The organism is Shinella agrisoli, assembly GCF_046557955.1.
Taxonomy (GTDB): Bacteria; Pseudomonadota; Alphaproteobacteria; order Rhizobiales; family Rhizobiaceae; genus Shinella.
Window position 1 is genome coordinate 85,821 of record NZ_JBJIEP010000006.1, and the last position, 26,131, is coordinate 111,951.

Genomic DNA, 26,131 nt, shown 5'->3' on the forward strand with positions numbered 1-26,131 from the left:
CCCATGAAACAAGCGAACCTGAAGTTCTCCCTTTCGGAGTACGAAGCGCGCCTTGAAAAGACGCGCAAGGCCATGGAGGCCAAGGGCATCGACGTGCTGATCGTCAGCGATCCGTCGAACATGAACTGGCTGACGGGCTATGACGGCTGGTCCTTCTACGTGCACCAGTGCGTCGTCGTGCCGCCGACGGGCGAACCGATCTGGTACGGCCGCGGGCAGGACGCCAACGGCGCGAAGTTCACCGCCTATCTGAAGCACGAGAACATCATCGGCTACCCGGACGACTACGTGCAGTCCACCGAGCGCCACCCGATGGACTATCTTTCGGGCAAGCTTTCCGAACGCGGCCTCGACAGGCTGACGATCGGCGTCGAGATGGACAATTACTGGTTCTCCGCCGCCGCCTTCGCCTCCCTCCAGAAGCACCTGCCGAATGCCCGCTTCATCGACGCCACCGCGCTCGTCAACTGGCAGCGGGCGGTGAAGAGCGAGACCGAGATCAAGTACATGCGCAATGCCGCGCGCATCGTCGAGAAGATGCACCAGCGCATCTTCGACAGGATCGAGGTCGGCATGCGCAAGTGCGACCTCGTCGCCGAGATCTACGATGCCGGCATCCGCGGCACGGAGGGCATCGGCGGCGACTATCCGGCCATCGTGCCGCTGCTCCCCTCCGGCGTCGAGGCCTCCGCGCCGCACCTGACCTGGGACGACCGGCCGATGAAGTCCGGCGAGGGCACGTTCTTCGAGATCGCCGGCTGCTACCACCGCTATCACCTGCCGCTGTCGCGCACCGTCTTCCTCGGCAAGCCGACGCAGGCCTTCCTCGACGCGGAAAAGGCGACGCTGGAGGGCATGGAGGCGGGCCTTGCCGTCGCCAAGCCCGGCAATACCTGCGAGGACATCGCCAACGCCTTCTTCGCCGTGCTCAAGAGGTACGGCATCGTCAAGGACAACCGCACGGGCTATCCGATCGGCCTTTCCTACCCGCCGGACTGGGGCGAGCGCACGATGAGCCTGCGCCCCGGCGACCGGACCGAATTGAAGCCGGGCATGACCTTCCACTTCATGACGGGCCTGTGGCTCGAGGACATGGGTTTCGAGACGACGGAAAGCATCCTGATCACCGAGACGGGCGTCGAGTGCCTCGCCGACGTGCCGCGCAAGCTTTTCGTGAAGGACTGAGCCATGCTGGAGCGTTCCCTGCGGCCCTCGCCCATCACCCCCACGGTCGATTTCTCGGCCGAGGGCGTGCAGCACGGCTTCCTGCGCCTGCCCTACAGCCGGGACGATTCCGCCTGGGGCTCGGTGATGATCCCGGTGACGGTGGTCAAGAACGGCGAGGGGCCGACGGCGCTTCTCACCGGCGGCAACCACGGCGACGAATACGAGGGGCCGATCGCGCTCTTCGACCTCGCCCGCACGCTGAAGCCCGAGGAGGTGACGGGCCGCGTCATCATCGTGCCGGCGATGAACTACCCGGCGTTCCTTGCCGGCACGCGCACCTCGCCGATCGACAGGGGCAACATGAACCGCAGCTTCCCCGGCGCGCCGGACGGCACGGTGACGCAGAAGATCGCCGACTACTTCCAGCGCGCGCTGCTGCCGCTCGCCGATATCGTGCTCGACTTCCATTCGGGCGGCAGGACGCTGGATTTCCTGCCCTTCTGCGCCGCGCACATCCTGCCCGACAAGGCGCAGGAGGCGAAGGCCTTCGAGCTCGTTTCCGCCTTCGGCGCGCCCTGGTCGATGAAGATGCTGGAGATCGACGCGGTCGGCATGTACGACACGGCGGCCGAGGAGATGGGCAAGGTCTTCGTCACCACCGAGCTCGGCGGCGGCGGCACGGCGACGGCGAAAAGCGCCGGCGTCGCCAAGCGCGGCGTCGCCAACGTCCTGAAGGCGGCGGGCATCCTCAAGGGCGCGGTCGAGGCGGCGAAGACCACCTGGCTCGACATGCCGGACGGCAACTGCTTCTCCTTCGCCGAGGACGGCGGCCTCATCGAACCGCTTCATGACCTCGGCGACCGGGTGAAGAACGGCGCCGTCGTCGCCCGCATCCATCCCGTCGGGCGCACCGGCATCGCCCCCCTGGAGGTGAAGGCGAAGATGGACGGCATCCTCGCCGCCCGCCATTTCCCCGGCCTCGTCAAGCCCGGCGACTGCGTCAGCGTGCTGGCGACCGTCGTCGATTGAGGGCCGCGCGAGCGCTTCGCACGGTTCGAGCAAGAAAATGGCCGGGACACACCCGGCCATTTTGCGTCACCCGTCAATGTTGCGGCGCCGGCAGCCGTTCGGGCTCGGCATCGTCGGCGGCCATGGTCGACCGGCCGTGCTGGATGAGCGGGCGGTTGCCGGCAAGGCGCCGCAGCAGCACGTAGAAGACCGGCGTCATGAAGATGCCGAAGAAGGTGACGCCGATCATGCCGCAGAAGACGGCAAGGCCCATGGCGGCGCGCATTTCCGCGCCCGCCCCGGTCGACAGCACCAGCGGCACGACGCCCATGATGAAGGCCATGGAGGTCATGAGGATCGGGCGCAGGCGCAGGCGGCTCGCCTCGATGGCGGCCTCGACGGGATTGCGCCCCTCGAACTCCAGCTCGCGCGCGAACTCGACGATGAGGATGGCGTTCTTCGCCGAAAGCCCCACGAGCACCACGAGCCCGATCTGGGTGAAGATGTTGTTGTCCCCGCCGGTGTACCAGACCCCCGCCAGCGCCGCGAGCACGCCCATCGGCACGATGAGGATGATGGCGATCGGCAGCGTCAGGCTCTCGTATTGCGCGGCCAGCACGAGGTAGACGAGCAGCAGCGCGAGCGGGAAGACGACGATGCTCGAATTGCCGGCAAGGATCTGCTGGTAGGTGAGGTCCGTCCATTCGAAGTCGATGCCCGCCGGCAGGGTCTCGGCGGCGATCTTCTCGATGGCGGCCTGCGCCTGGCCGGAGGAGAAGCCCGGCGCCGGCCCGCCGTTGATGTCGGCCGAAAGGAAGCCGTTGTAGCGCGTGGTGCGCTCCGGCCCCGTGGTCGCGTCGACCTTGAGGAGGGCGGCGAGCGGGATCATCTCGCCCGACTGCGAGCGCACCTTCAGCTGGCCGATGTCCTCCGGCTTGGCGCGGAAGGCGGAATCGGCCTGCACGCGCACGCTGTAGGTGCGCCCGAAGGCGTTGAAGTCGTTGACGTAGAGCGAGCCGAGGTAGATCTGCAGCGTCTCGAACACGTCCGTCACGCGCACGCCGAGCTGCTGGGCCTTGGAACGGTCGAGGTCGGCATAGAGCTGCGGCACGTTGACCTGGAAGCTGGAGAACAGGCCCGCCAGCTCCGGCGTCTCGTAGGCTTTCGCGAGGAAGGCCTTCGTCGCCTCGTCGAGCGCCTGGTAGCCGAGCCCGGCGCGGTCCTCGATCTGCAGCTTGAAGCCGCCCGTCGAGCCGAGGCCGTTGACCGGCGGCGGCGGGAAGATGGCGATGAAGGCATCCTGGATGCCGGCGAATTTCTGGTTGAGCTGCATGGCGATGGCCCCGCCGGAAAGCTCCGGCGTGGTGCGCTCCTCGAAACTGTCCAGCGTGGCGAAGACGATGCCCGAGTTGGAGCCGATCGTGAAGCCGTTGATCGACAGGCCGGGGAAGGCGATGGCGTGGGAGACGCCCGGCTGTTCCAGCGCGATCTCGCTCATCTTCTTGATAACCTCCTCCGTGCGGTCGAGCGTGGCGCCGTCCGGAAGCTGGGCGAAGCCGATGAGGTACTGCTTGTCCTGCGCCGGCACGAAGCCGCCCGGAACGGCGTTGAACACCGCATAGGTGGCGCCGACGAGGGCGAGGTAGACCGCCATGACGAGGGATTTTCGCGAGACGAGCCCGCCGACGCTGCGGCCATAGCCGTTGCCGGCCGCACCGAAGGCGCGGTTGAAGCCGCGGAAGAACCAGCCGAACAGGCGGTCCATGACGCGCGTCAGCCAGTCCTTCGGCGCATGGTGATCCTTCAGGAGAAGCGCGGCCAGCGCCGGCGACAGGGTGAGCGAGTTGATGGCCGAGATGACCGTCGAGATGGCGATGGTCAGGGCGAACTGGCGGTAGAACTGGCCGGACAGGCCGCTGATGAAGGCGAGCGGCACGAAGACGGCGACGAGCACCAGCGCGATGGCGATGATCGGCCCCGAGACCTCGCGCATGGCGCGATAGGTCGCATCGCGCGGGCTGAGGCCGTTCTCGATGTTGCGCTCGACGTTCTCGACGACGACGATGGCGTCGTCCACCACGATGCCGATGGCGAGCACCAGGCCGAACAGCGTCAGCGCGTTCACCGAGAAGCCGAAGGCGTACATGACGGCGAAGGTGCCGATGATGGAGACGGGGACGGCGAGCAGCGGGATGATCGAGGCGCGCCAGGTCTGGAGGAAGAGGATCACCACCAGGACGACGAGGGCGACGGCTTCCAGCAGCGTGTCGACGACCTTGTCGATGGAGGCGCGCACGAACTCCGTCGTGTCGTAGACGATCTCGTATTTCACGCCGTCGGGCATGGCGAGCTGGAGCTGGTCCATGGTCGCGCGCACGTTGTCGGCGATCTCGATGGCGTTCGAGCCGGGCGCCTGGAGCACGGCGATGGCGACGGCGGGCTGGCCGTCGAGCAGCGAGCGCAGCGTATAGTCGGCCGCGCCCATCTCGACGCGGGCGACGTCCCTGAGGCGGGTGATCTGGCCCTCCGCGCCCGCCTTGACGATGATGTTGCCGAACTCCTCCGGCGTGCGCAGGCGCCCCTGGGCATTCACGTTGAGCTGGAGGTTCACCTCGTCCGGCGTCGGCGAGGCGCCGATGATGCCGGCGGCGGCCTGCACGTTCTGCTCGCGGATGGCGTTGGTGATGTCGCTGGCGGCGAGCGCATGCTCGGCGGCCTTCTGCGGATCGATCCACACGCGCATCGCATAGTCCCCCGCGCCGAACACCTGCACCTGGCCGACGCCCTCGATGCGGGCGAGGCGGTCCTTGATGTTGAGCGTGGCGTAGTTGCGCAGGTACGTGACGTCGTAGCGGTCCGTCGTCGAGACGAGGTTCACCACCATGATGAAGTCCGGCGAGCTCTTGACGGTCGTGACTCCGAGCGCGCGCACCTCCGCCGGCAGGCGGGGCTCGGCCTGCGACACGCGGTTCTGCACGAGCTGCTGCGCCTTGTCGGGGTCCGTGCCGAGCTTGAAGGTGACGGTCAGCGTCAGGACCCCGTCGGAGGTGGCCTGGCTGTTCATGTAGAGCATGTCCTCCACGCCGTTGATCTGCTCTTCGAGCGGCGTGGCGACGGTCTCGGAGATGACGACGGGGTTCGCGCCGGGATAGACGGCGCGCACGACGATGGAAGGCGGGACGACCTCCGGATATTCGGAGATCGGCAGGGCGCGCATGCCGATCAGGCCTGCCACCACGATGAGGATCGACAATACCCCGGCGAAGACCGGGCGATCGACGAAGAAACGGGAGATGTTCATAACGATACCCCTCTCCAGGGACGAACGGACCCGGCCGGCGGAAAGCGGTTTCGCGCCGGCGGGCATTGGATTGACGGTTGTTCGGGGCAGGGCGTGCTTGCGTCCTGCCGGTCTTCGCCTGCCTACTTCGCCGAGGCGACGTTCTCCTGCACCTGCGGATCGACGACGGCGCCGGGGCGGATGCGCTGCAGGCCGTTGACGACGACCTTGTCGCCGGCCGCAAGGCCGCTTTCGACGACGCGCTCGCTGCCGGAAAGGCTGCCGAGCACGACCGGGCGGTAGGCGACCTTGTTGTCCTTGTCGACGACGAAGACGAACTTCTTGTCCTGGTCGGTGCCGATCGCCCGCTCGCTGACGAGGATCTTGCTTTCGGCACGCGGCTCGCCCATGCGGATGCGCACGAACTGGCCGGGGATCAGCCTGCCGCCGGGATTGTCGAAGACCGCGCGCACGGCGATGGTGCCGCTCGCCGCATCCACCTCGTTGCCGATCAGCTGGAGCTTGCCGCGGATCGGCGTGCCGGCATCGGCGAGCGTGCCGACCTCCACGGGGATCTGCTCGATCGGCGGCAGCGCCCCGTCGGAGGCGGGCAGGGCGGCGAGCGCGGCCGCCACCATCTCCTCGCTGGCGTTGAAGCCGGCATAGATGGGATCGACCGACAGGAGCGTCGTCAGCGCGGGCGAGGCCGAGCCGCCGGCGACGAGGTTGCCTGCCGTGATCTCCACCTTGCCGACGCGGCCGGCGACGGGCGCGCGCACGTTGGTGTAGCTGAGCTCGAGCTTGGCCGCGTGCAGGGCCGCTTCGGCCGTTTTCAACCCGGCCTCGGCTTCCGCCAGCGCGTTCTGGCGCTGGTCGAGGTCGCTCTGCGAGATGCTGTTGCTGTGGGCGAGGCGCTGGCCGCGCTCCAGCTGGGTCCTGGCGAGCTTCACCCGCGCCGCGGCCGAGGCATACTGGCCTTCGGCCTGCGTCACCGCGGTCCTGTAGGGTTCGGGATCGATCGTGAAGAGAAGGTCGCCCGCCTTCACCAGGGCGCCCTCGCGGAAATGGACCGACTGGATGGCGCCGGCGACGCGCGAGCGGATCTGCACGCGGTCGATCGCTTCCAGGCGGCCGGAAAACTCCTGCCAGCTCACCACGTTTCGGTTCTCGACCACGGCGACCGTCACCGGCACGGCCGGCACGTCCGCCGTCACGGTGGCCTCCGCCTGCGCGACGTTGCCCGGCAGCTGAAACATCAGGGCTGCGGCGGAAACGGACACGGCAAGTCCCAGGCCGGCGCCCGAGAGGGCCCAGCGTTTGCGCTTCGACATCATTGCTCTTCTCCTTATGGCCCCCTGGGCCACGCTATCCTTTGGTTCCGTATAAAATCAGTGGATGCTAATATTTTGAACAAAACCGGAAAACTGGCGGGGAAGGATGTCCGCCCATTGCCCGGTCCCATTGGGTGTCCCGCTGTGGATCGTTGGCCAGCCTGTTCCCGCGGGAAGGACATGCTGCTGAACCGTCACGCCCGCCGCCTGCAGGCGGTTCGCATAGCCGAGCGTCTCGTCGAGGAGCGGATCGTCCTTGGCCGAGATGACGAGTGCCGGCGCGAGGCCCGAAAGGCGCGAGCAGAGGCACGGCGCGGCATAGGGATGGCACACGCCGGCGCTGAGATAGTGGCTCCAGCCCTCGGCCCAGCGCTGGCGCATGCCGATTTCGTCCGCCTTGCGGAAGGACTGGGTCGCCATGAAGGGATCGAGCAGCGGCGAGAGGAGAACCTGGCCGTCCAGCTCGTCCGCGAAATGATCGCGCGCCTTGAGCGCGACGCCGGCCGCGATATTGCCGCCGGCCTCCTCGCCGCCGATGAGGAACGGCGACCGGCGGTCGCCGAGCCCGGCGCGCTTCTTGGCAAGGTAGGAGAAGATCGCGAAGCCGACTTCGAGCGGCTCGGGGAAGATGCCGCCGCCGGGCGCGTTGTAGTCCGGCACGGCGACGATGGCGCCGGTGCCGGCGATGCATTCGGCAAGCGGGCAGGGCTTCAGGCCGATCTCCATGAACGCGCCGCCGTGGAAGTAGAGCAGGACCGGCGCGCCCCTGGCGCAGTCGGCCCCCTGGTAGATGCGCACGGAGACGGGGCCGGGGGCCACCGTATCGAATGTCACATCCTTGATCTCTACCGGCATGGTTTTGTTCCTGTGGCCCGCTTGGAAATAGGAGGGGCCCTCACCATTTATATCGTCAGTCATTTTTTCCAGATAAGTGTGGTAAAACCGATTTCACTGTCCAAGAATTCGAACAATCATGCCTTTCTTAGTAGGAATGTTCCATGGATCAGCTTTCTGCGATGCGCGCTTTCCTCCGCGTGGTGGAGACGGGCAGCTTCACCCGCGCCTCCATGGCGCTCGGCATGCCCAAGGCGACCGTCAGCAACCTCATCCAGAATCTCGAAACCCATCTCCAGACCAAGCTCCTCAACCGTACCACCCGCCGCGTGATGGTGACCACCGACGGGGCGCTCTATTACGAACGGGCGAACCAGATCGTCGCCGAGATCGACGAGCTGGACGGCAGCCTGTCCCATTCCCGCATGAACCCGAGCGGCCGCCTGCGCGTGGAAATGTCCGGCGCCTTCGCGGACCTTTTGATCATCCCCGAGCTCGGCGATTTCCATGAAAAATACCCCGACATCCATATCGACCTCGGCGTCGGCGACCGGACGGTGGACTACCTTGCCGAGAACGTGGACTGCGCGTTGCGCGCCGGGGCGCCGGGCAACCCGTCGCTGATCGCCCGGCGGGTCGGCGAGATCGACGTTGTCGCCTGCGCCTCGCCGGGCTATATCGCGGCCTTCGGCATGCCCGGGCATCCGTCGGAGCTCGAAACCAGCCATCACTGCGTGAACTATTTCCTCGCCCAGACCAACCGCATCGTGCCCTTCGAGTTCGGGCGGGACGGCAGGAAGCTGGAGATCAACGGCCGCTACATCGTCTCGGTCAACGACGCCCGGAGCTTTTTTGCCGCCGCCCTTTCCGGCCTCGGCATCGCGCCGCTTCCCTGCTTCATGGCGAGGGACGCGATCGCCGCCGGCCAGCTCGTTCCCGTCCTGCCCGGCTGGGCGGTCGAGCCGATCCCGCTTTTCGTCATCTATCCTCCGAACCGCCACCTCAGCAACAAGGTCCGCGTCTTCGTCGACTGGCTGGTGCGGCTCCTCGCGCGCGCACCGCTGACGGCGTCCGGAAACGCGTAGGAACAGACAGATCGGCGTTTCCGCGTTTCCGTGAAAAGCCTCCTGCCCTTCAACCGCCTGCCGGGCTCTCGTCCGTGTCCACGCGCGCCACCACCCGCACGATCGCGCGCTGCGCGGAGGGCTTGGGGAGCGGCTTGTCCCTCGTTTGCCCGCCGAGCGCGGCGAGCGCGTCGGCGAAGGCGACGAGATCCTGCCGGCCGGCCCGCGTCACGCCCGTCAGGCCGCTTGGATCGTGCTCGAGCAGCAGGGTCCTGTAGGGCGCGCCCCACACGCGCGAGAACCGCTCGAGGGCTTCCGCGAGCGCGGGAAGGGCGGTGACGGCGCGCCGCCAGCGGTGCTCGTCGAAGTCGAAGCCGTCGTTCGCGTCCAAGAGCCTGCCGGCCGCCTCGTCGCCCAAGGCAATCAGGCCGTCGATGGTCTTCTCGTCCATGGCAAGGTTCAGGCCGCCCTCCTTGTCGTCGTCGAGCCTGATCTCGACGATGCGCTCCCGATAGCCGTGGAGGCGGCTCTGGAGCGTGTCCTGCCAGTTGCGCGCGGTGGTCAGGATGGCGTTGGCGAAATCCAGCAGCCCGACGATCGCATGGGCGGCGGTCGCCGAGCCTTGGCGGATGCCGGTCGGCAGGAAGACGCGCGGCGCGTCCGGCACGCGCTCGTCGAGGCTGCCGAGCGCGATGCCGAAAGTCGGCCGGCCGGGCAGCAGGGCGTCGAAGAAGTGGATCGGGAAATTGCTGGTGATGCCGCCGTCGGAAAACAGGCAGCGCACCAGCACGCCCCTCTTTCCGGCCGCGTCCTTCACCGTGTTGTCGAACCGGTAGAGCGGAACGGCGCTGATGAGACCGGGAAAGCTGAGGCTGAGGCGCGCCACCAGGAGAACCGGGAACTCGCCCTCGGCGGGCAGCCTGTAATAGTCGCCGTTGCCGTTCTCGTCCGTGAGGGGCTGGTCGTCCTGGGTCTTCGCGCGCCCGCCCGTCCTGACGAGGTAGTCCACGATGCGCTGCGGGAACAGCCGCTCGAACTCCGCCTTGCGGAAGGAGAAGATGCGCGTGCCGAGCGGCAGTTGATAGGGCCGCCCCGACGAAAGGTCCGTGGTGACGCTGGCGACGGTGATGCCCCTTTCCCGGATGTCCGAGACCGTCAGCGGCCGATAGCCGCTGCCGTCCGCGGGGTCGCGCTCGCTCGCCGCGTCGAGCTTGGCGGCGATCCAGTCGGTGAAGGCGGGCACGCCCTGCGGCGCGGCGGAAAGGCCGCTGCAAATGCCGTAGTCGTGGGCGGGCAGCACGACGGTGATCGCCCGCCAGAGCTTGAGCGCGACCGTGACGGCGGGAACGGCGACGAGCAGGAGCAGGCCGGCAAGGCCCGCCCAGAGAAAGGCGCCGCAAGCCGCCCAGGCGAGCAGGGCAAGGCCGGGGAGGGCGGCGAGCGCGACCTCGGCGGGATAGGCCCGCAGCGCGCCGGCGAAGAAGGCGCCGGCCTTTCCGTTCGACGCGATGACGCTCATTGCGAGCACGAACAGCGGCCGGGTCGCGGCCGACGGCTGGAAGAGCGTCTTCAGGTTCCGGGCGAGATCATCGGCCATCTCCTCGATGACCTTGAAACCGGCGGCCCTGTCCTCCTCGCTGCCGCCGAGCGACCGGCGGTATTCGGCCGCCGCCGCCATCACCGCGGCGATCGATCCTGCCGAGGTGCCGCCGATATTGACGAAGCGGTAGCGTTCGGCAAGGCGGGTGATCGCCTTGGGGAACACCACGCCCGACGTGATGCCGCCCTTCATGATGAGGTCGCATTCAAGCGACGGGTCGGCCAGTCTGCCTGCGTCGAACGTTTCCAATCGCTCCTCCCTTCGGCGCCTCGGCCGGGCCGCAAGGATATCCGCGCCGCGCCCCGCGTGGATTTCCGCTTCCATTGGAATACACCTTTGGATTGTTTCTGGCGAGCGGCAACCCGCCCTGCGGCGGACCGGGCTCAGCCCTCGCGGTCGGCGGCGCTGGCGATGAAGACGGCTTTCAGGTGCTCGGCGGCGGGGGAGAGGCTGTGGTGGCGGCGTTGCAGCAGGGAGACGTCGCGCATGACATGGGGCTCGATGAGGTCGACGGTGGTCACGCGCACGGCGGAAGCGAGCTGGCTGGAGTTTTCCGGCAGCACGGCGACGCCCATGCCGGCGGCGATCATGCTGATGGCGGTGGTCGAGAAGCGCACCTCGTATTTCGGCCGGTAGTTCGGCACGACGCGGATGAGGTTGTGCTCGACGATGCTGCGCAGCGGGTTGGCGGCCGCGAGCGTGATGAGGTTCTCGTCCTTCAGCTCGGCCCAGCGCACCGTCTTGCGCCTGGCGAAACGATGGTCTTCCCGGCAGACGAGCATCAGCTTGTCGCGCAGCAGCGGGGTCGCGTTGATCTCGGGATCGTCCTCCGAGAGCGTGCCGACGGCGATGTCCACCTCGTTGCGCTTGAGCGCGGGACTGATCTGCTCCTCCGGCATGTCGCGGATGCTGACGGAGATTTCGGGATACATGCGCAGGAACCGGGCGATGATCGGCGGCACGATGGTGGCCGCGAGCACGATCGCGGCGGCGATCGTCACCTGGCCGCGTTTCAGCGAGGCGTTGTCGCGCACGTCGCCCACGGCAAGCTCCAGGTCCTTCAGGATCTTGCGCGCCTGCGGCAGGAATTCCTGGCCGACGAGGGTGAGCGAGACCATCCGCGTATGGCGGTCGAACAAGCGCACGCCGATCTCCGATTCCAGGTCGCGGATGAGGATGCTGACCGCCGACTGGGTGAGGTGAAGGTGTCGCGCGGCGAGATTGAACTGGCCGAGCTCGGCCACCGCGATGAAGGCCCTGAGTTGCCGCAGGGTTATGTTCATGGATGCGCGGCCCTCCCGTTTGCGGCCTCCATCAAACCCTGCCGCACCTGTTCCTGTCTAGTCCGCAAGCGCCGGTTGTTCGGTTTTGCCCGCCATCAGCAGCCCCAGCTCGTCGAGGCGGGTGCGGTCCGGCGGCAGCTCGCCGAGGATTTTGCCGTGGAACATCACGAGGATGCGGTCGCAGATCGCGAAAAGCTCCTCCAGCTCGGTCGAGATCAGCAGGATGGCGCGGCCGCTGTCGCGCTGCTTCAGCATCTCCTCCATGACGAATTCCATCGCGCCGATGTCGATGCCGCGGGCCAGCTGGTTGACGAGGATGAAGCCGGGATTGCGCGCCAGTTCCCGCGCGACCACCAGCTTCTGCTGGTTGCCGCCGGACAGGTCGCCGATCCGCTGCTCCTCGTCGCGGGATTTCACGCGGAAGCGCTTGACGAGGTCGCGGGCATGCTCGCCGATCGCTCTCCGGTTGAGCATGCCGCGCACGGCGAAGGGCGGCTGGTCGTAGCGCTGGAGGATGGCGTTCTCGCCGAGCGACAGCGACATGACGATGCCGTGCCTGTGCCGGTCCTCCGGGATGTGGGAGAAGCCGCTGGCATTGATGCGGGCGGGGTCGAGCCCGGTAATGTCCTTGCCGTCGAGCACCACGCGGCCGGAATCGACGGGCAGCAGGCCGGAAAGGGCGAGCGACAGCTCGGTCTGGCCGTTGCCCGAAACGCCGGCGATGCCGACGATCTCGCCGGCGCGCACGGCAAGGCTCACGCCGCGCACGGCGGGAAGGCCGCTCTCGCTGCGGCAGACGAGGTCTTCCACCGACAGGACGGTCCGGCCGGGTGCGGCAGGGCTGCGCGGCAGCTCCATGCGCACGTCGCGGCCCACCATCATGCGGGCAAGCTCGCGCGCATCGGTCTTCCCGACATCGACAGTGTGCACCACGCGCCCGTCGCGCATCACGCTGATGCGGTTGGAAACGCGCATGACCTCGTCGAGCTTGTGCGAGATGAAGACCACCGTCTTGCCGTCCTTGACGAGGTCGCCCATCAGGCAGAGCAGCCGGTCGGTCTCCTGCGGGGTGAGCACGGCGGTCGGTTCGTCGAGGATGAGAAGGTCGATGCCGTGGAACAGCACCTTCAGGATCTCGACCCGCTGCTGCTCGCCGACCGAGAGGTCCTCCACCAGGGCGTCCGGGCGCACGTCGAGGGCGTAGCGGTCGGAAAGCTCGCGGATCCTCGCGTGGACCTTGTCCATGTCGTTGATGACGCGCAGCGCCGGTCCCTGGCCGAGGATGTAGTTTTCCGCGACCGTGAGGTTGGGCACGAGCATGAAGTGCTGGTGCACCATGCCGATGCGCTGGCGGATCGCCTCGCGCGGGCTGTTGAAGCGCACGGCCTCGCCCTTGTAGACGATCTCGCCCTCGTCCGGCCGCACCATGCCGCAGATCATGCTCATCAGCACGCTCTTGCCGGCGCCGTTCTCGCCGAGCAGCGCGTGGATCTCGCCCTCCTCGATCTCCAGCGACACGCCGTCGCTGGCGACGATGGGGCCGAAGCGCTTGCGGATGTTGTCGATGCGCAGGAAGGGTTTGCGGGACATGTCCGTCACCTCATCTCGTAGGGCTGGCCGAGCTTGCCGGGCGCCGCGCCCTTGCCGCGGACCATGACGAGGGTGATGATCGTCATGATGTAGGGAAGGGCCTGCAGGAGCTGGTAGGGCACGACGATGGACGCCTGCGCCTGGAGCATCAGCTGCAGGGCGTAGAACAGGCCGAAGAGCAGCGAGACGAAGAAGGCCCCGACCGGCGACCACCGGGCGAAGACGACGACGGCGAGCGCGATGAAGCCGCGCCCCGAGGTGATGCCCTCGACGAACTGGTTGGAATGGCCGAGCGTCAGGAAGGCGCCGCCGAGCCCGGCGAGCCCCGTGCCGACCAGCACCGCGCCGTAGCGGTAGGCCGCCACGTTGCGCCCGGCCACGTCGACGGCCTTGGGGTGCTCGCCGACCGCGCGCAGCGTCAGGCCGAAGGAGGTGCGGTAGAGCACGAGCGTCGCGAGGACGGCGACGAGGATCGTCGAATAGACGATGAGGTTCTGCCGGAAGAAGGCCTCGCCGAGGAAGGGCAGGTCGCTGAGGAAGGGGATGTCGACCGGCTGGGCGATCTCGATGCCCTTGCCGGTCGAGACGTAGTAGGTGCGGAAGAGGAAGGCCGTGAGGCCCATGCCGAGCAGGTTGAGCGCCGCGCCCACCACGATCTGGTCCGCCTTGACGGTGATCGTGAAGAAGGCGAAGACGAGCCCGAACAGCATGCCGCCCGCAACGCCGGCAAGCAGCCCGAGCGGGATGCTGCCCGTGGCGAAGGCCGCCGCGAAGCCGCAGAAGGCGCCGACGAGCATGGTGCCTTCCAGCCCGATGTTGAGCACGCCGGCCCGTTCGGAAAAGACCTCGCCGATGGAGGCGAAGATGAGGGGTGTCGCAAGCCTCCAGGCCGCGCCGGTCAGCGCCGCAAGGAAGGTGAGGAACATCATGTCGTCCATTGAACCGGTCCTTCTGCCGCTAAGTCAGGATTCTCAGGATGTCGCGGAACTTGACGAAGGCGACGACCGAGAGGATGACGATGCCCTGGATGACCAGCACGAGGACCTGCGGCACCTGCGAGGTGATCTGGAGGATCTCCGAGCCGGACCGCAGCGTCGCGAAGAGCCCGCCGGAGAAGATCGCCGCCAGCGGATTGTTGTTGGCCAGAAGCGCCACCGCGATGCCCTCGAAGCCGTAGCCCGGCGAGATGTTCTGGTAGAGCCGGCGCGTGACGCCCGCGACCTCGAAGGCGCCGGCAAGGCCCGCCATCGCGCCGCTGATGCAGATGGCGACCATCACGTTGCGGGCGACGTCCATGCCGGCATAGCGGGCGGCATGCGGGTTGAGGCCGACGACGCGCAGCGCAAAGCCGCGGCTGCTCCTTTGCAGGAAGACGTAGAGCGCGACCGCCAGCACGACGGCGACGAGGATGCCGATATGCAGGCGCAAGTCGGAGACGATGCGCGGCGTCCAGGCTTCGCGCACGAGGCGCGCGGACTGCGGATAGGCGGCGCTCGCATCGCGCATCGGGCCGGTGACGAGGTAGCTCGTCATGATGAGCGCGATGTAGTTGAGCATGATGGTGGTGACGATCTCGCTCGCCTGGAAGCGCACTTTGAGATAGCCGGCGATGCCCGCCCAGGCCGCGCCCGCCAGCGCCCCGGCCAGCATGACGAGCGGCGCGTGGATCCAGACGGAAAGGCCGTCGATGCCGGTGCCGACGAGGGTGGCGGCGATCGCCCCGACATAGAGCTGGCCTTCCGCGCCGATGTTCCAGATCGAGCATCGGAAGGCGACGCACAGGCCCGCGCCGATGAGGATGAGCGGCGTCGCCTTCAGGAGGATTTCGCCGACCGAGCGCATGTCCTGGAACGAGCCGAAGATCATGACGGTGACGACGTCGCTGCCGTCGAAGCCGTTGAGCCAGAGCAGGACGGCGCCGCAGGCGAGGGCGACGAGGACCGCCGCGATCGGGGTGACGGCGCTGATCGCGACCTGCGAAAGCGTGCGGCGGAGGGTTCGGGCTGCTTGAGGATACACGGTCTCACGCACTCCCTGGTTTACCTGTTCCATGGGTCGGTCCGGATGTTGGTGTGGCGCGGAAGCGTGCGCTGCGGCCGGCCGGGCCGGCCGCAGCGCATGCCGGTCACTCGGCGTCGGTCTTGATCTTTCCGGCCGCGATCTTCTCGCTGATCGCCTTCACTTCGGCGCGGATGTCGTCCGGCACGGAGACCGGGCCGTCGTCGCGGAAGGAGAAGGAGATGACCTTCGGGTCCTTGAGGCCGAAGACGACGTTCTCCGTCGGCGGATTGCCGTCCCGAATCGAACGCACGACCTCCACCACGCCCTGCGCATAGTCGGCGACGTAGAGGCCGAGGATGTTGTTGGGCGCGACCTGGGTGAAGTCGCTGAAGATCGAGAAGGAGCGCACGTCCGGCCCCGATTCGGCGATGGCCTGGTAGCCGCCGACCGTGGCGCCGGAGGCGTTCGGCACGACGAAGTCGGCGCCCTGCGAGATCATGCTCAGCGCCGCCTCCTTGGCGGCCGTCGTATCGGTGAAGTTGCCGATATAGGCCTCGCTGATCGGGAAGTCCGGATTGACGCTCCTGGCGCCGTTCTTGAAGCCGGCGAAGGCCTGCTGGATCGGCGGGATCTCCATGCCGCCGACGAGACCGGCCTTGCGGCCCATCTTCGCGGCGATCACGCCCATCAGGTAGAAGGGCTGGCTGGTATCGGTGTTGAGCCCGATGACGTTGCCTTCATGGATGGCGCTCGACGAGATCAGGAAATAGGTGTCCGGATAGTCGAGGGCGACGTCGAGCGCGGCGTCCTGGAACTCGAAGCCGTGCCCGAGGATCACCTTGTAGCCCTGGCTCGCATAATCGCGGAAGGCCTTTTCGAAGGAGGCCGGGTTCTGCTGCAGCTCGACATAGCTGATCTTGGCGCCGAGCTGCTCCTCCACGCCTTTCAGCGCGTTGTAGCCGATCCGGTTCCATCCCTCCTCCGAGACGCTGCCGGGCACGAGGAGGCCCATCTTGAAGTCCTCGGCATGCGCGAGGTCCTGCCAGAGCACTCCGGCAAGGGCCAGTCCGAGAACGGACGCAAGCAGCGAACGACGTGAAATTGCAGTCTTCTTCATTTCATTCCTCCCATTAGATTGAAGTTCCAATCCCCCCGGAGTCGCCGTTCCCTTATGCGTCCTCCTTCATGCGGGTATTTTCGGTTGCGCTTTGCGAGACGAGGCGCCCCTTCGAGAAGACGAAGGCACGGTCCGGCCCGCTGGCGACCAGCGTATCGGTGTCGATGCAGTCGGTGACGACGAAGTCGGCGCGGGCCCCCGGGCGCAGCCCGTAGTCCCTGCCGAGGCCCATCAGGCGGGCCGGGGCCGCCGTGATCATGCGGTGGGCGGCGGCAAGCTCGTCGCCGCGCAGGTGCCCCGCCAGCAGCGTCCAGCGGGCGATTTCCAGCATGTCGCCCGAGCCGGTCGGCACGAACGGGTCCTGGATGTTGTCCGAGGCCGTGGCGATGGCGACGCCGGCCCGGTGGAGCTCGGCCACGCGCGTCAGGCCGCGCGGCGGCAGCGTCTCGGCATCGCGGCCCTGCAGGTAGAGGTTGGCCGCCGGCAGCGTCACGACGCCGACGTCGAGCGCCAGGATGCGCTCGGCGATGCGCTGGAAGTCCCGGCGGGGCAGGGCGCTCAGCACCGACACGTGGCTGAAGACGGTGCGGCCCTGCATGCCGAAGCGCTCGACCCGGTCGAGGGCCGCGTCCAGCAAGTGCACGCCGGCATTGAGATGCTCGTCGAGATGCAGGTCGACCGGCTTTGCCGCCTTCACGGCCGCGGAGAACAGGATGTCGAGATAGCGCGGCGGGTCCTCCGAAACGGCGGGCGTGCCGCCGACGGCGTCGGCAAGCGCAACGGCGCCGTCGATGTTCTCGCCCAGCCAGTCGAAGTCCTGGCCGGGATGCGGCGTCATGAAGGCGACGAGCTGGAGCGTGATGCGGTCCTTCGAGGCATCGCGGATGCCGGCCAGCGTCTCGATACCGTGGAAGCCGGCGTCCTTGTCGACGTTGATGTGGCTGCGGATGGCCGTCGTGCCGCGGGAAAGACATCGCTCCAGGGTGCGGGCCGCCCGCTTGCGGATGTCGTCCGGGCCGGCGGTGCGGGCATATCTGGCGAAGGCCTCGCGGGCGCCCTGCAGCGTGCCGGAAGGATTGGGCGTGAAGCGCAGCACGCCGGTCTTGTCGAGATGCTGGTGCGCATCGACGAAGCCGGGCGAGACCAGCATGCCGGAAATGTCGGCGCAGGCGCCGCAGGAGCCGGTGTCGAGGAACGGTTCGACGGCGGCGATGCGCCCGTCCGCCCCAACGATGATGTCGCTGGCCGATTGCGAGCCGTCCGCCTGGATGACGGTTCCGCCCGTGAGCGCAAAGGACCGGCCGGCGGCCAGATCTGCGAGCGACGCGATTGGATTGTCACGTACCATTCGTCCCCACCTTCTTGTTATGGCGGAAGACTAAGCACGGGCCATTAGTTCAAACAAATTCATTATTTCAATGATTTAATAAAATATTGACAATAATCGCGGATGCCAGGATTTTTCGCAGCTGCGGGATGCTTTCAAGAAAATAAAATGAAATCAATGCATTATGGCTTCATCAGGCCTGCGCCGGCCGCATGGCGTCAGCGCAGGCCCGCCGGTGGCTTCAATGCCGGTATTGCGGCTCCTCCGCGTCGAGCTGGCGGCGGATGGCGGCGAGATGGGCCTTGGCGGAGCCGGGATCGCCTTCGCGCATCTGCCGGTAGGCGGCCTCGGCTATCGCCGGATCGACAGGCAGGACCTCGCGGCCCGTCGACAGGGCGAGCACCTGCACCTCGGCCGCCCGTTCGAGGTAGTAGAGGTCGTCCCAGGCTTCCGCGACGGTCGGCGCGAGCACCAGCACGCCGTGGTTTTTCATGAAGACGATGTCGGCGTCGCCGGCCGCATCGGCAATGCGCGCGCCCTCGCGGTGGTCGAGCGCCAGGCCGTTGTAGTTCGCGTCGACGGCGGTGCGGCCGTAGAACTTGAGGGCCGTCTGCCCGGCCCAGATCAGCGGCGGGCCCTCCGTCATGGAAAGCGCGGTCGCATAGGGCATGTGCGTGTGGAAGGCGACCCTGGCGCGCGGCAGGCGGCGGTGGATCTCGGCATGGATGTAGAAGGCCGTCGCCTCCGGTTCGCCCTCGCCCTCGACGACGGTGCCGTTGAAATCGCAGATGAGGAGCCTGGAGGCCGTCAGCTCGCGGAAGGCATAGCCGTAGGGGTTGACGATGAACAGGTCGTCGTGCCCCGGAACGACCGCCGAGAAGTGGTTGCAGATGCCTTCCTCGAAGCCGTTGCGGGCCGCCATGCGGAAGCAGGCGGCGAGGTCTTCCCTTGCCGTGCGGATGGCGTCGGTGGAGAGGTCGGGGCGATTCGGCCGGGCGTGTTCCTGCGCGGCGCGGTCTTTCAGGGAGTGGGCCATGGGTGCTCCTGGTCTGGTGTGGCTGGAGCGGCGGCTGGCCGGGCGGCGTATCGGCGCCGGCCGCCGCGCGCAGCGGAGCTGTCGCGGACGCTGCGCCCTGCCTGCCTGCGCGTCGCGCAGTCCAGCAGCGCCATGAGTTAGCGCCCAATCCCTCGCCGGGTCAATGCGCCGATTTCAGCAGGAAATCGCGGAAGCGCCGGGCGGCGGGGGAGAGGGAGCGCGCCCGCTTCTGGATCAGGCTCACCTCGCGCTTGATGTGCGGCTCGGTCGGCGTGCGCACGACGAGGCCCATGGAGGTCGCGAGCCTGACGACCGCCGAGGTCATGATCGCCACGCCGAGCCCCCCTTCGACCATGCCGATGATGGTCAGCGGCAGCGCCACCTCCTGCATCGCCTTGTCGAGCGGCAGGATGATGCCGTTTCGCGCCAGCTCGCTTTCCAGCCGTTCGCGGATCGGGTTGCCGCGCTGCGGGCCTATGAGCCTGCGCTCGGAAAGGTCGTTCCAGCGGAGCTTCGGGACCTTGACGAGAGGGTCGTCGGGATGCAGCACGACCAGGAACTCGTCGGTCATGAGCCGCGTGCCGACGAGATCGGCGTCCTCCTCCGGCACCGTGCCGAGGCCGAGGTCCACCGAGCCGTTGGCGACGTGCTCCAGCACGATCTTCTCTGCGACGTCGTGGAGCGCGACAGTGATCTCGGGATAGAGCTTGTTGAAGGCGTTGACGAGCTGCGGCAGCAGGAGCGCGGCCTGCACCGTGCCGGCGGCGATCGACACCTTGCCGCGCCGGAGCGCGTTCAGCTCCCGCGAGCTTTCCACCATGCCCTCGATGTCCGCGACGGCGCGGGCCGCGACCGGCAGGATGTCCATGCCCGCCTGCGTCAGGCGAAGAAGGCGGGTGTGCCGGTCGAAGAGGCGCAGGTTGAGATTGTTCTCCAGCTGCCGGACCAGCGTGCTGACCGCCGACTGCGAGGAGCCGAGCCTGTCTGCGGCCAGCGTGAACTGCCCGAGATTGGCGACGGTGACGAAGGCCCGAAGCTGCTTCAGCGTGATGTCCATGCCGATCCATTCATTCAGTCATTAGATGAATAAATATAATTATGCCGATTGTTTACTGATTTGGCCAGCCGCATGATCCCCTGGTACGGCGTGCGGTGACGAACCATGAGGCCAAGATGCCCCCCACCGCGCCGGAACGCTATTCGCTGGGAGGAAAGCGAATGACCCATCCTGCAACGACGGATCCCGTCGAGAAGATGTATCCTGTCCCGAGCCTCATGGCTCTGGGCCTGCAACACGTTCTTGTCATGTATGCCGGGGCGGTCGCCGTGCCGCTCATCGTCGGCAGCGCCCTGCAACTGCCCAAGGAACAGATCGCGATGCTGGTCAGCGCGGACCTGTTCTGTTGCGGCATCGTCACCATCATCCAGTCGCTCGGCATCTGGAACGTCGGCATCCGGCTGCCGATCATGATGGGCATCTCGTTCACCGCCGTCCCGTCGATCATCGCGACGGGCACCAATCCCGATCTCGGCATGCCCGGCGTCATCGGCGCCGTCATAGGCTCCGGGGTCTTCACCATCATCGCCGCTCCCTTCTTCGGCCGTTGGGTGCGGTTCTTCCCGCCGGTCGTCACCGGCACGGTCATGCTGGTCATCGGGCTCTCGCTGATGCGCGTCGGCGTGAACTGGGCCGCGGGCGGCCAGCCGATGATCCGCGGTCCGGAGGGCATGATCCCCAATCCCGCCTACGGCGCGCCCTTCGCGCTCGCCGTCGCGGCCATCGTGCTCCTGTCGATCCTGCTGTTGACGCGCGTCCTGAAAGGCTTCCTGTCCAATCTCGCGGTGCTGATGGGCATCGGCATCGGCTTTGCCATCGCGATCGCCGCCGGCAGGGTGGATTTCCACGGCGTGGCGGACGCGGACTGGGTGCGCATCATCCATCCGCTCGCCTTCGGCTGGCCGGTCTTCGAGTTCTGGTCGATCCTATCGCTCTGTGCGGTCATGACGGTCATGATGATCGAATCGACCGGGCAGTTCCTGGCGGTCGGCGACATGGCGGGACGCAAGATCTCGCAGGCCGACCTTGCCCGAGGCCTGAGGACCGACGGCGTCGGCAACATCATCGGCGGCCTGCTCAACACCTTCACCTACACGACCTATGCGCAGAACGTCGGCCTGCTCCAGATCACCGGGGTCCTCAGCCGCTGGGTGGTGGCGGCGGGCGGCGTCATCCTGATCCTGCTCGGTTCGCTGCCCAAGGTCGCCTTCGTCAGCGCGTCCATCCCGAGCTATGTCGTCGGCGGCGCGGCCATCGTGATGTTCGGCATGGTCTCGGCGACGGGCGTCAAGATCCTGTCGAAGGTCGATTTCGCCGCGAACCGGCGCAACCTCTACATCGTGGCCGTCAGCGTGGGCCTCGCCATGGTGCCGGTGGTGGCGGAGAACATCTTCGACAAGCTGCCCGCGGCGATGGAGAAGTTCCTGCACAGCGGCGTGCTCGTCGGCACCTTCGCGGCGGCGCTCCTCAACATCCTCTTCAACGGCATACCGGCGAAGGAGACGGACGCGCCCGAGCTCAAGAACGGCGCGCCCGCGGCCGACCCGGCCTGAGGAGCCGAAGCATCAGTCCGGCGGCCTGGCGCCGCCGGAGCCCCGAACCCCAAGAGGAATGCCATGAGGCGCTTTGAATACCATCGGGCGGAGACGCTGGAGCATGCCTCCCGCCTTCTCACCGACCTCGGCGAGGACACCTTCCTGTTCAACGGCGGCACGGACCTATTGGTCGAGATCCGCGAGCGGCTGCGCCGCGTGCGCCATGTCGTCGACATCAAGCATATCCCGGGCCTGTCCGACATCGCCTATGACGAGACGCGCGGCCTGACCTTCGGCGCGCTTGTGACCGTGGGACGGCTGGAGCGCCTGCCGCTGGTGCGCGAGCGCTACCCGAACCTGCGCGCCGCGCTCGCCTCGCTCGGCTCCATCCAGGTGCGCAACCGCGCCACGGTCGCCGGCAACGTCTGTCGCGCCTCGCCGTCCGCGGACACGATCCCGCCGCTCGTCGCGGACGGGGCCTTCATCCACATCTACAGCCCCACGAACATGCGCGTCGTGCCGCTCGCCGAATTCTTCACCGGCCCCGGCAGGACCGTGCTTACCAGGGGCGAGATCGTCACCGGCATCACCGTGCCGCCTGCCGCCGACAACGCCGGCAAGGCCTATATCAAGCACGGCCGCCGCAAGGCGATGGAGCTTTCCACCGTCGGCGTCGCCGTCAGCCTCTCCATGGAAGACGGCCTGTGCAGCGACATCCGCATCGCGCTCGGCGCGGTCGGCGCGACCGTGCTGCGCGCCCCCGGGGCCGAAGCCATGCTGCGCGGCACGGCGCTCGATGCGGCAACGGTCGAAAGCGCCGCGACGAGGGCGATGGAGGAGTGCACGCCGATCAGCAACGTGCGCGCCAGCGCCGATTACCGCCGCGACATGGTCGGCGTGCTGACGGGCCGCGCCATCAGACAGGCATTGGAGGCTTCCGCATGAAACGGATCGTCGAATTCACCGTGAACGGAGAGGCGCGCGAGATCGCGGTCGAGACCTGCCGCTCGCTGCTCGACGCGCTGCGCGACGAGGTCGGCCTCACCGGCACCAAGAAGGGCTGCGACGTCGGCGATTGCGGCGCCTGCACCGTCGTCGTCGACGGCGAGCCGGTCAATGCCTGTCTCATGCTCGCCGTCGAGGCGGAAGGCCGCACGGTCGAGACCATCGAGGGGCTCCAGCCGGACGTCGGCGAGCTGCATCCCTTGCAGGACGCCTTCATGCGGCACGGGGCCTCGCAATGCGGCTTCTGCACGCCGGGCATCCTGATGATGGCCAAGAAGCTGCTCGACGACAACCCGAACCCGACCGACGAGGACATCCGCTTCGGCCTCTCCGGCAATATCTGCCGCTGCACCGGCTACACCAAGATTTTCGACGCGATCAAATCCGCCGCGCGCGCGATGGAGGCAGCAAGATCATGAACATCACCACCCCTATCGAGAAGCGCGCGTTCAAGATCGTCGGAAAGAGCGTCCGGCGCGAGGACGTGCTCGAAAAGGTCACGGGCGAGGCGCAGTACACCGGCGACATCAAGCTGCCCGGCATGCTTTACGGCAAGATCAAGCGCGCCGCCGTCGCCCATGCCCGCATCAGGAGCATCGACGTCGGCAAGGCGCTCGCCTATCCGGGCGTAAAAGCGGTGCTGACGCACGAGAACGTGCCGCGCGTCCTGCACTACGGCTCGCCGCACCCGCGCTCGGCCTCCTGCACCAAGGACCAGTACATCCTCGACAGCAAGGTGCGGTTCTGGGGCGAGGGCGTCGCCGCCGTCGCCGCGACCAGCGAGGAGATCGCCGACGAGGCGCTCGACCTGATCGAGGTGGAATACGAGGCCCTGCCGGCCGTCTTCGAGCCGGAAGACGCGGCCCGGCCGGGCGCGCCGCTCATCCACGACGTCGGCCCCGGCGGCAACCTCGTGCTCGATCCGGTGCGCGTCAGCCGCGGCGATGTCGAGGCCGGCTTCGCCGAGGCGGATTTCGTGCTCGAAGGCACCTTCTCCGGCGGGCGGCCGCATCCGGCCTACATGGAGCCGAATGTCTGCATCGCGGACTGGGACGGCTCCAACAAGCTGACCTTCTGGACCTCGACCCAGACCTCCTTCATGGTGCGCGGCATCCTGGCCGAAGTGCTCGGCCTGCCGCTGACCAAGGTGCGCGTCCTCGTCGACCACATGGGCGGCGGCTTCGGCGCCAAGCAGGACCTCTTCCAGCACGAATTCCTCTGCGCGCTCCTTGCCAAGGAGACGCGCCGGCCGGTGAAGATGGAGTTCACCCGCCACGAGACCTTCGTGGCCGGGCGCGCCCGACACCCCTGCAGGATCTGGCTGAAGCAGGGCTTCAGGAACGACGGCACGCTCGTCGCCCGCGACATGAAGCTCGTCTACGATTCCGGCGCTTACGGCTCGCACGGCCCGGGCGTGACCATCGTCGGCACCAATGCCGCGACCTCGCTCTACCGCTGCGAGAACGTGCGGCTCGAAGGGCGCTGCGTCTACACCAACACGCCGATCAACGGCGCCTTCCGCGGCTATGGCGTGGTGCAGAGCTACTATGCCCTCGACATCCAGATGGACGAGGCGGCCGAACGGCTCGGCATGGACCCGGCGGACCTGAAGCTGAAGAACGCCGTGCGCCAGGGCGACATCGCGCCCTCCGGCCATCCGATCATCGGCCATGGGCTGGAGACCTGCATCGAGCACGGCATCGAGGCCGTCGGCTGGAAGAAGCTGCGCGAGCGCGACCGCACGCCGGACCCGAAGCGCCCGCACATCCGCAAGGGCTGGGGCGTCGGCTGCGAGATGCACGGCTCCTCCGCCTATCCGGGCATCAAGGAGCAGGGCAACGCCACGGTGAAGGTCAACGAGGACGGCACGGTGACGCTGCTGACCGGCGCGGCCGGCCTCGGCACGGGCGCCCATACCGCGCTGGCGCAGATCGTCGCGGAGGAGCTCGGCGTGCGCTTCGAGGATGTCGGCGTCGTCCATGGCGACACGGACGTCGTGCCGTGGGACATCGGCGCGTTTGCCAGCCACACGACCTATCTCGTCGGCACCGCCGCCAAGATGGCCGCCGGCAAGGTGCGCGAGGCCGTTCTCGGGCGGGCGGCGATGAAGCTCCAGGTCAAGGCCGGCGAGATCGACCTTTCCGAAGGGAAAATCTTCGTCAAGGCCGAGCCGGGCCGCTTCATGACGGTGGCCGAGGCGATGGGCCCCTCGCGCGGCATTCCCGCCGCCAACATCGTCGGCAACGGCACCTACGAGCCGACGAAGTCCTATTCCTTCGCCGCGCACTTCACGGAGGTCGAGGTCGACACCGAGACCGGGATCGTCGAGGTCAAGCGCGTCGTGCCGGTGCACGACGTCGGCCGGGTCATCCACCCGGTCGCCGCCGAGGGCCAGATCGAGGGCGGCATCCAGCAGGGCATCGGCCACACGCTGACCGAGGACTACGTCATCGACAAGAAGACCGGCCGCTCGCTCAATGCCGGCCTTGTCGACTACAAGATGCCGCTGTCCATGGACATGCCGGACATCGAGACGATCATCCTCGAAGCCGCGCCCGATCCGGGCGGGCCCTGGGGCGCCAAGGGCGTCGGCGAAGACCCGATCATCGCCATCGGCCCCTCCATCGCCAACGCCATCCACGACGCGATCGGCGTGCGCTTCCACCACTATCCGATCACCCCGGAAGACATCCTGAAAGCCTTGAGGGAGAAGGGCGCATGAACATGCACATCCAGCCGGCGAACCGCAAACTCCCGATCACGATCCTCACTGGGTTCCTGGGATCGGGCAAGACGACGCTGCTCAACTACATCCTCACCGAGCGCCACGGCCACCGCATCGCGGTGATCGAGAACGAATACGGCGAGGTGGACGTCGACAGCGACCTGGTGCTCGCCTCGGACGAGGAGATCTTCCAGATGCAGAACGGCTGCATCTGCTGCTTCGTCGACGTGCGCAACGACCTGATCGACGTGATGAAGAAGCTCCTGAGCCACAAGGACAAGTTCGACCACATCATCGTCGAGACCTCCGGCCTCGCGGATCCGACGCCCGTCGCCACCGCCTTCTTCGTCGACCGGGGCGTCGCCGAGGAGGTGGAGCTCGACGCCGTCGTGACGCTGGTGGACGCGAAGCACATCGACCAGCACCTCTACGACCCGGTGCTCGACGGCAGCGACAACCAGGCCGTCAACCAGATCGTCGCGGCCGACCGCATCCTCGTCAACAAGATCGACCTTGCGTCGGAAGAGGCCCTCGGCGCGCTGGAGGGCTCGCTGCGCAAGCTCAACCAGACCGCGCCGATCCTGCGCTCCAGCTATGGCAGGGTCGACCTTTCCAACATCCTCGGCGTCAACGGCTTCCGGCCGTCCTACGTGCGCGAGCGGGCGGAAATCCTCGACATCGACATGGACGACGACGGCGACGCGCACGGCCATCACCACCATGATTGCCGGGATTCGGCCTGCGAGCACCCGGACCATCACCACGATCACGGGCACGGGCACAGGCATGCCTCCGCCCTGCGTCCGCACAGCCACGACGCGACGGTTGCGTCCCATTCCTTCGTCTATCCCGAGCCCTTCGACGGCGAGAAGCTGGCTTCTTTCCTGAAGGATTATCTCGGCGAGCACGGCGACGGCATCTTCCGCACCAAGGGCATCGTCTCGGTGGCGGGCGACGACCGCTTCTTCGTGCTCCAGGCGGTGCACAAGCTGGTCGATTTCCGCGCCGATCATGCCTGGGGCGAGGACAGGCGGAAATCGAAATTCGTCTTCATCGGCCGCAACCTCGACCGAGACGGCATAGACAGAAACTTGCGCGCATGCCTGGCGGCCTAGGCGCTTCTCCCGCCGAAAGCCGCCTGCTCAAGTCCCTCTGTCTGAACCGCCCGCGC

20 protein-coding genes are annotated in these 26,131 nt (G+C 67.3%); 8 read left to right on the forward strand and 12 right to left on the reverse strand.

The genetic code is table 11. From position 1 onward, the window contains the following. The first annotated feature begins 3 nt into the window (after positions 1 to 3). Together doeA and doeB are read left to right on the forward strand one after the other, a co-directional pair. Complete coding sequence (doeA, locus tag ACIIOY_RS07790) at positions 4 to 1,185, forward strand: ectoine hydrolase DoeA (protein ID WP_411034077.1); 1,182 nt, start codon at positions 4 to 6, stop codon at positions 1,183 to 1,185. A 3-nt stretch (positions 1,186 to 1,188) separates the two neighbouring features. Continuing rightward, complete coding sequence (gene doeB, locus ACIIOY_RS07795; RefSeq protein WP_411034078.1) at positions 1,189 to 2,196, forward strand: N(2)-acetyl-L-2,4-diaminobutanoate deacetylase DoeB; 1,008 nt, start codon at positions 1,189 to 1,191, stop codon at positions 2,194 to 2,196. 73 nt (positions 2,197 to 2,269) lie between these two features. On the opposite strand, the gene ACIIOY_RS07800 is transcribed toward doeB, so the two are convergent. The 3 genes from ACIIOY_RS07800 to ACIIOY_RS07810 all read right to left on the reverse strand — a co-directional run bounded on the left by ACIIOY_RS07800 (position 2,270) and on the right by ACIIOY_RS07810 (position 7,641). Further along, complete coding sequence (locus ACIIOY_RS07800; protein WP_411034079.1) at positions 2,270 to 5,476, reverse strand: efflux RND transporter permease subunit; 3,207 nt, start codon at positions 5,474 to 5,476, stop codon at positions 2,270 to 2,272. Between the two features lie 122 nt (positions 5,477 to 5,598). Further along, positions 5,599 to 6,789, reverse strand: a complete 1,191-nt coding sequence (locus ACIIOY_RS07805; RefSeq protein WP_411034080.1) for an efflux RND transporter periplasmic adaptor subunit — start codon at positions 6,787 to 6,789, stop codon at positions 5,599 to 5,601. Positions 6,790 to 6,843: 54 nt separating this feature from the next. Continuing rightward, a complete protein-coding gene (locus tag ACIIOY_RS07810) occupies positions 6,844 to 7,641 on the reverse strand; it encodes an alpha/beta hydrolase fold domain-containing protein (protein ID WP_411034081.1) in 798 nt (265 codons plus the stop codon). A gap of 143 nt (positions 7,642 to 7,784) precedes the next feature. Between ACIIOY_RS07810 and ACIIOY_RS07815 the strand changes: the two genes are divergently transcribed. After that, the gene (locus ACIIOY_RS07815; protein ID WP_411034082.1) at positions 7,785 to 8,705 is read left to right on the forward strand and encodes a LysR family transcriptional regulator; all 921 of its coding nucleotides are present in this window, start codon (positions 7,785 to 7,787) and stop codon (positions 8,703 to 8,705) included. 49 nt (positions 8,706 to 8,754) lie between these two features. On the opposite strand, the gene ACIIOY_RS07820 is transcribed toward ACIIOY_RS07815, so the two are convergent. From ACIIOY_RS07820 to ACIIOY_RS07860, 9 genes are all read right to left on the reverse strand, one after another. Continuing rightward, positions 8,755 to 10,533: a patatin-like phospholipase domain-containing protein gene (locus tag ACIIOY_RS07820; RefSeq protein WP_411034083.1), complete on the reverse strand. Its 1,779-nt coding sequence runs from the start codon at positions 10,531 to 10,533 to the stop codon at positions 8,755 to 8,757. A gap of 134 nt (positions 10,534 to 10,667) precedes the next feature. Continuing rightward, positions 10,668 to 11,567, reverse strand: coding sequence for a LysR family transcriptional regulator (locus ACIIOY_RS07825; protein WP_411034084.1), 900 nt, complete (start codon positions 11,565 to 11,567; stop codon positions 10,668 to 10,670). A 57-nt stretch (positions 11,568 to 11,624) separates the two neighbouring features. Then, positions 11,625 to 13,157 carry an ABC transporter ATP-binding protein gene (locus ACIIOY_RS07830; protein WP_411034085.1) on the reverse strand — a complete coding sequence of 511 codons (1,533 nt, stop codon included), beginning with the start codon at positions 13,155 to 13,157 and terminating at the stop codon, positions 11,625 to 11,627. Between the two features lie 5 nt (positions 13,158 to 13,162). Continuing rightward, positions 13,163 to 14,095 (reverse strand): ABC transporter permease, encoded by a 933-nt coding sequence (locus ACIIOY_RS07835; protein WP_411034086.1) that lies wholly within the window; start codon positions 14,093 to 14,095, stop codon positions 13,163 to 13,165. 19 nt (positions 14,096 to 14,114) lie between these two features. Further along, positions 14,115 to 15,188, reverse strand: a complete 1,074-nt coding sequence (locus ACIIOY_RS07840; RefSeq protein WP_411034087.1) for an ABC transporter permease — start codon at positions 15,186 to 15,188, stop codon at positions 14,115 to 14,117. 94 nt (positions 15,189 to 15,282) lie between these two features. Then, positions 15,283 to 16,275, reverse strand: a complete 993-nt coding sequence (locus ACIIOY_RS07845; RefSeq protein ID WP_411034088.1) for a BMP family lipoprotein — start codon at positions 16,273 to 16,275, stop codon at positions 15,283 to 15,285. 52 nt (positions 16,276 to 16,327) lie between these two features. Beyond that, on the reverse strand, positions 16,328 to 17,623 hold the full coding sequence (locus ACIIOY_RS07850; protein WP_411034089.1) for an amidohydrolase family protein: 1,296 nt from the start codon (positions 17,621 to 17,623) through the stop codon (positions 16,328 to 16,330). Between the two features lie 220 nt (positions 17,624 to 17,843). Next, positions 17,844 to 18,638 (reverse strand): aldolase, encoded by a 795-nt coding sequence (locus ACIIOY_RS07855; RefSeq protein ID WP_411034090.1) that lies wholly within the window; start codon positions 18,636 to 18,638, stop codon positions 17,844 to 17,846. Positions 18,639 to 18,798: 160 nt separating this feature from the next. After that, entirely contained in the window at positions 18,799 to 19,695 is an 897-nt protein-coding gene (locus tag ACIIOY_RS07860) for a LysR family transcriptional regulator (protein ID WP_411034091.1), read from the reverse strand. Positions 19,696 to 19,856: 161 nt separating this feature from the next. On the opposite strand from ACIIOY_RS07860, the gene ACIIOY_RS07865 reads away from it, so the two are divergent. The 5 genes from ACIIOY_RS07865 to ACIIOY_RS07885 all read left to right on the forward strand — a co-directional run bounded on the left by ACIIOY_RS07865 (position 19,857) and on the right by ACIIOY_RS07885 (position 26,075). Then, positions 19,857 to 21,248, forward strand: coding sequence for a nucleobase:cation symporter-2 family protein (locus ACIIOY_RS07865; RefSeq protein ID WP_411034092.1), 1,392 nt, complete (start codon positions 19,857 to 19,859; stop codon positions 21,246 to 21,248). Positions 21,249 to 21,311: 63 nt separating this feature from the next. After that, positions 21,312 to 22,175, forward strand: coding sequence for an FAD binding domain-containing protein (locus ACIIOY_RS07870; protein ID WP_411034093.1), 864 nt, complete (start codon positions 21,312 to 21,314; stop codon positions 22,173 to 22,175). Next, the gene (locus ACIIOY_RS07875) at positions 22,172 to 22,654 is read left to right on the forward strand and encodes a (2Fe-2S)-binding protein (RefSeq protein WP_411034094.1); all 483 of its coding nucleotides are present in this window, start codon (positions 22,172 to 22,174) and stop codon (positions 22,652 to 22,654) included. The genes ACIIOY_RS07870 and ACIIOY_RS07875 overlap by 4 nt, the downstream gene beginning before the upstream one ends. After that, the gene (locus tag ACIIOY_RS07880; protein WP_411034095.1) at positions 22,651 to 24,957 is read left to right on the forward strand and encodes a xanthine dehydrogenase family protein molybdopterin-binding subunit; all 2,307 of its coding nucleotides are present in this window, start codon (positions 22,651 to 22,653) and stop codon (positions 24,955 to 24,957) included. The genes ACIIOY_RS07875 and ACIIOY_RS07880 overlap by 4 nt, the downstream gene beginning before the upstream one ends. Next, the gene (locus tag ACIIOY_RS07885) at positions 24,954 to 26,075 is read left to right on the forward strand and encodes a CobW family GTP-binding protein (RefSeq protein WP_411034096.1); all 1,122 of its coding nucleotides are present in this window, start codon (positions 24,954 to 24,956) and stop codon (positions 26,073 to 26,075) included. Before ACIIOY_RS07880 ends, ACIIOY_RS07885 begins: the two co-directional genes overlap by 4 nt. The last annotated feature ends 56 nt before the right edge of the window (positions 26,076 to 26,131 follow it).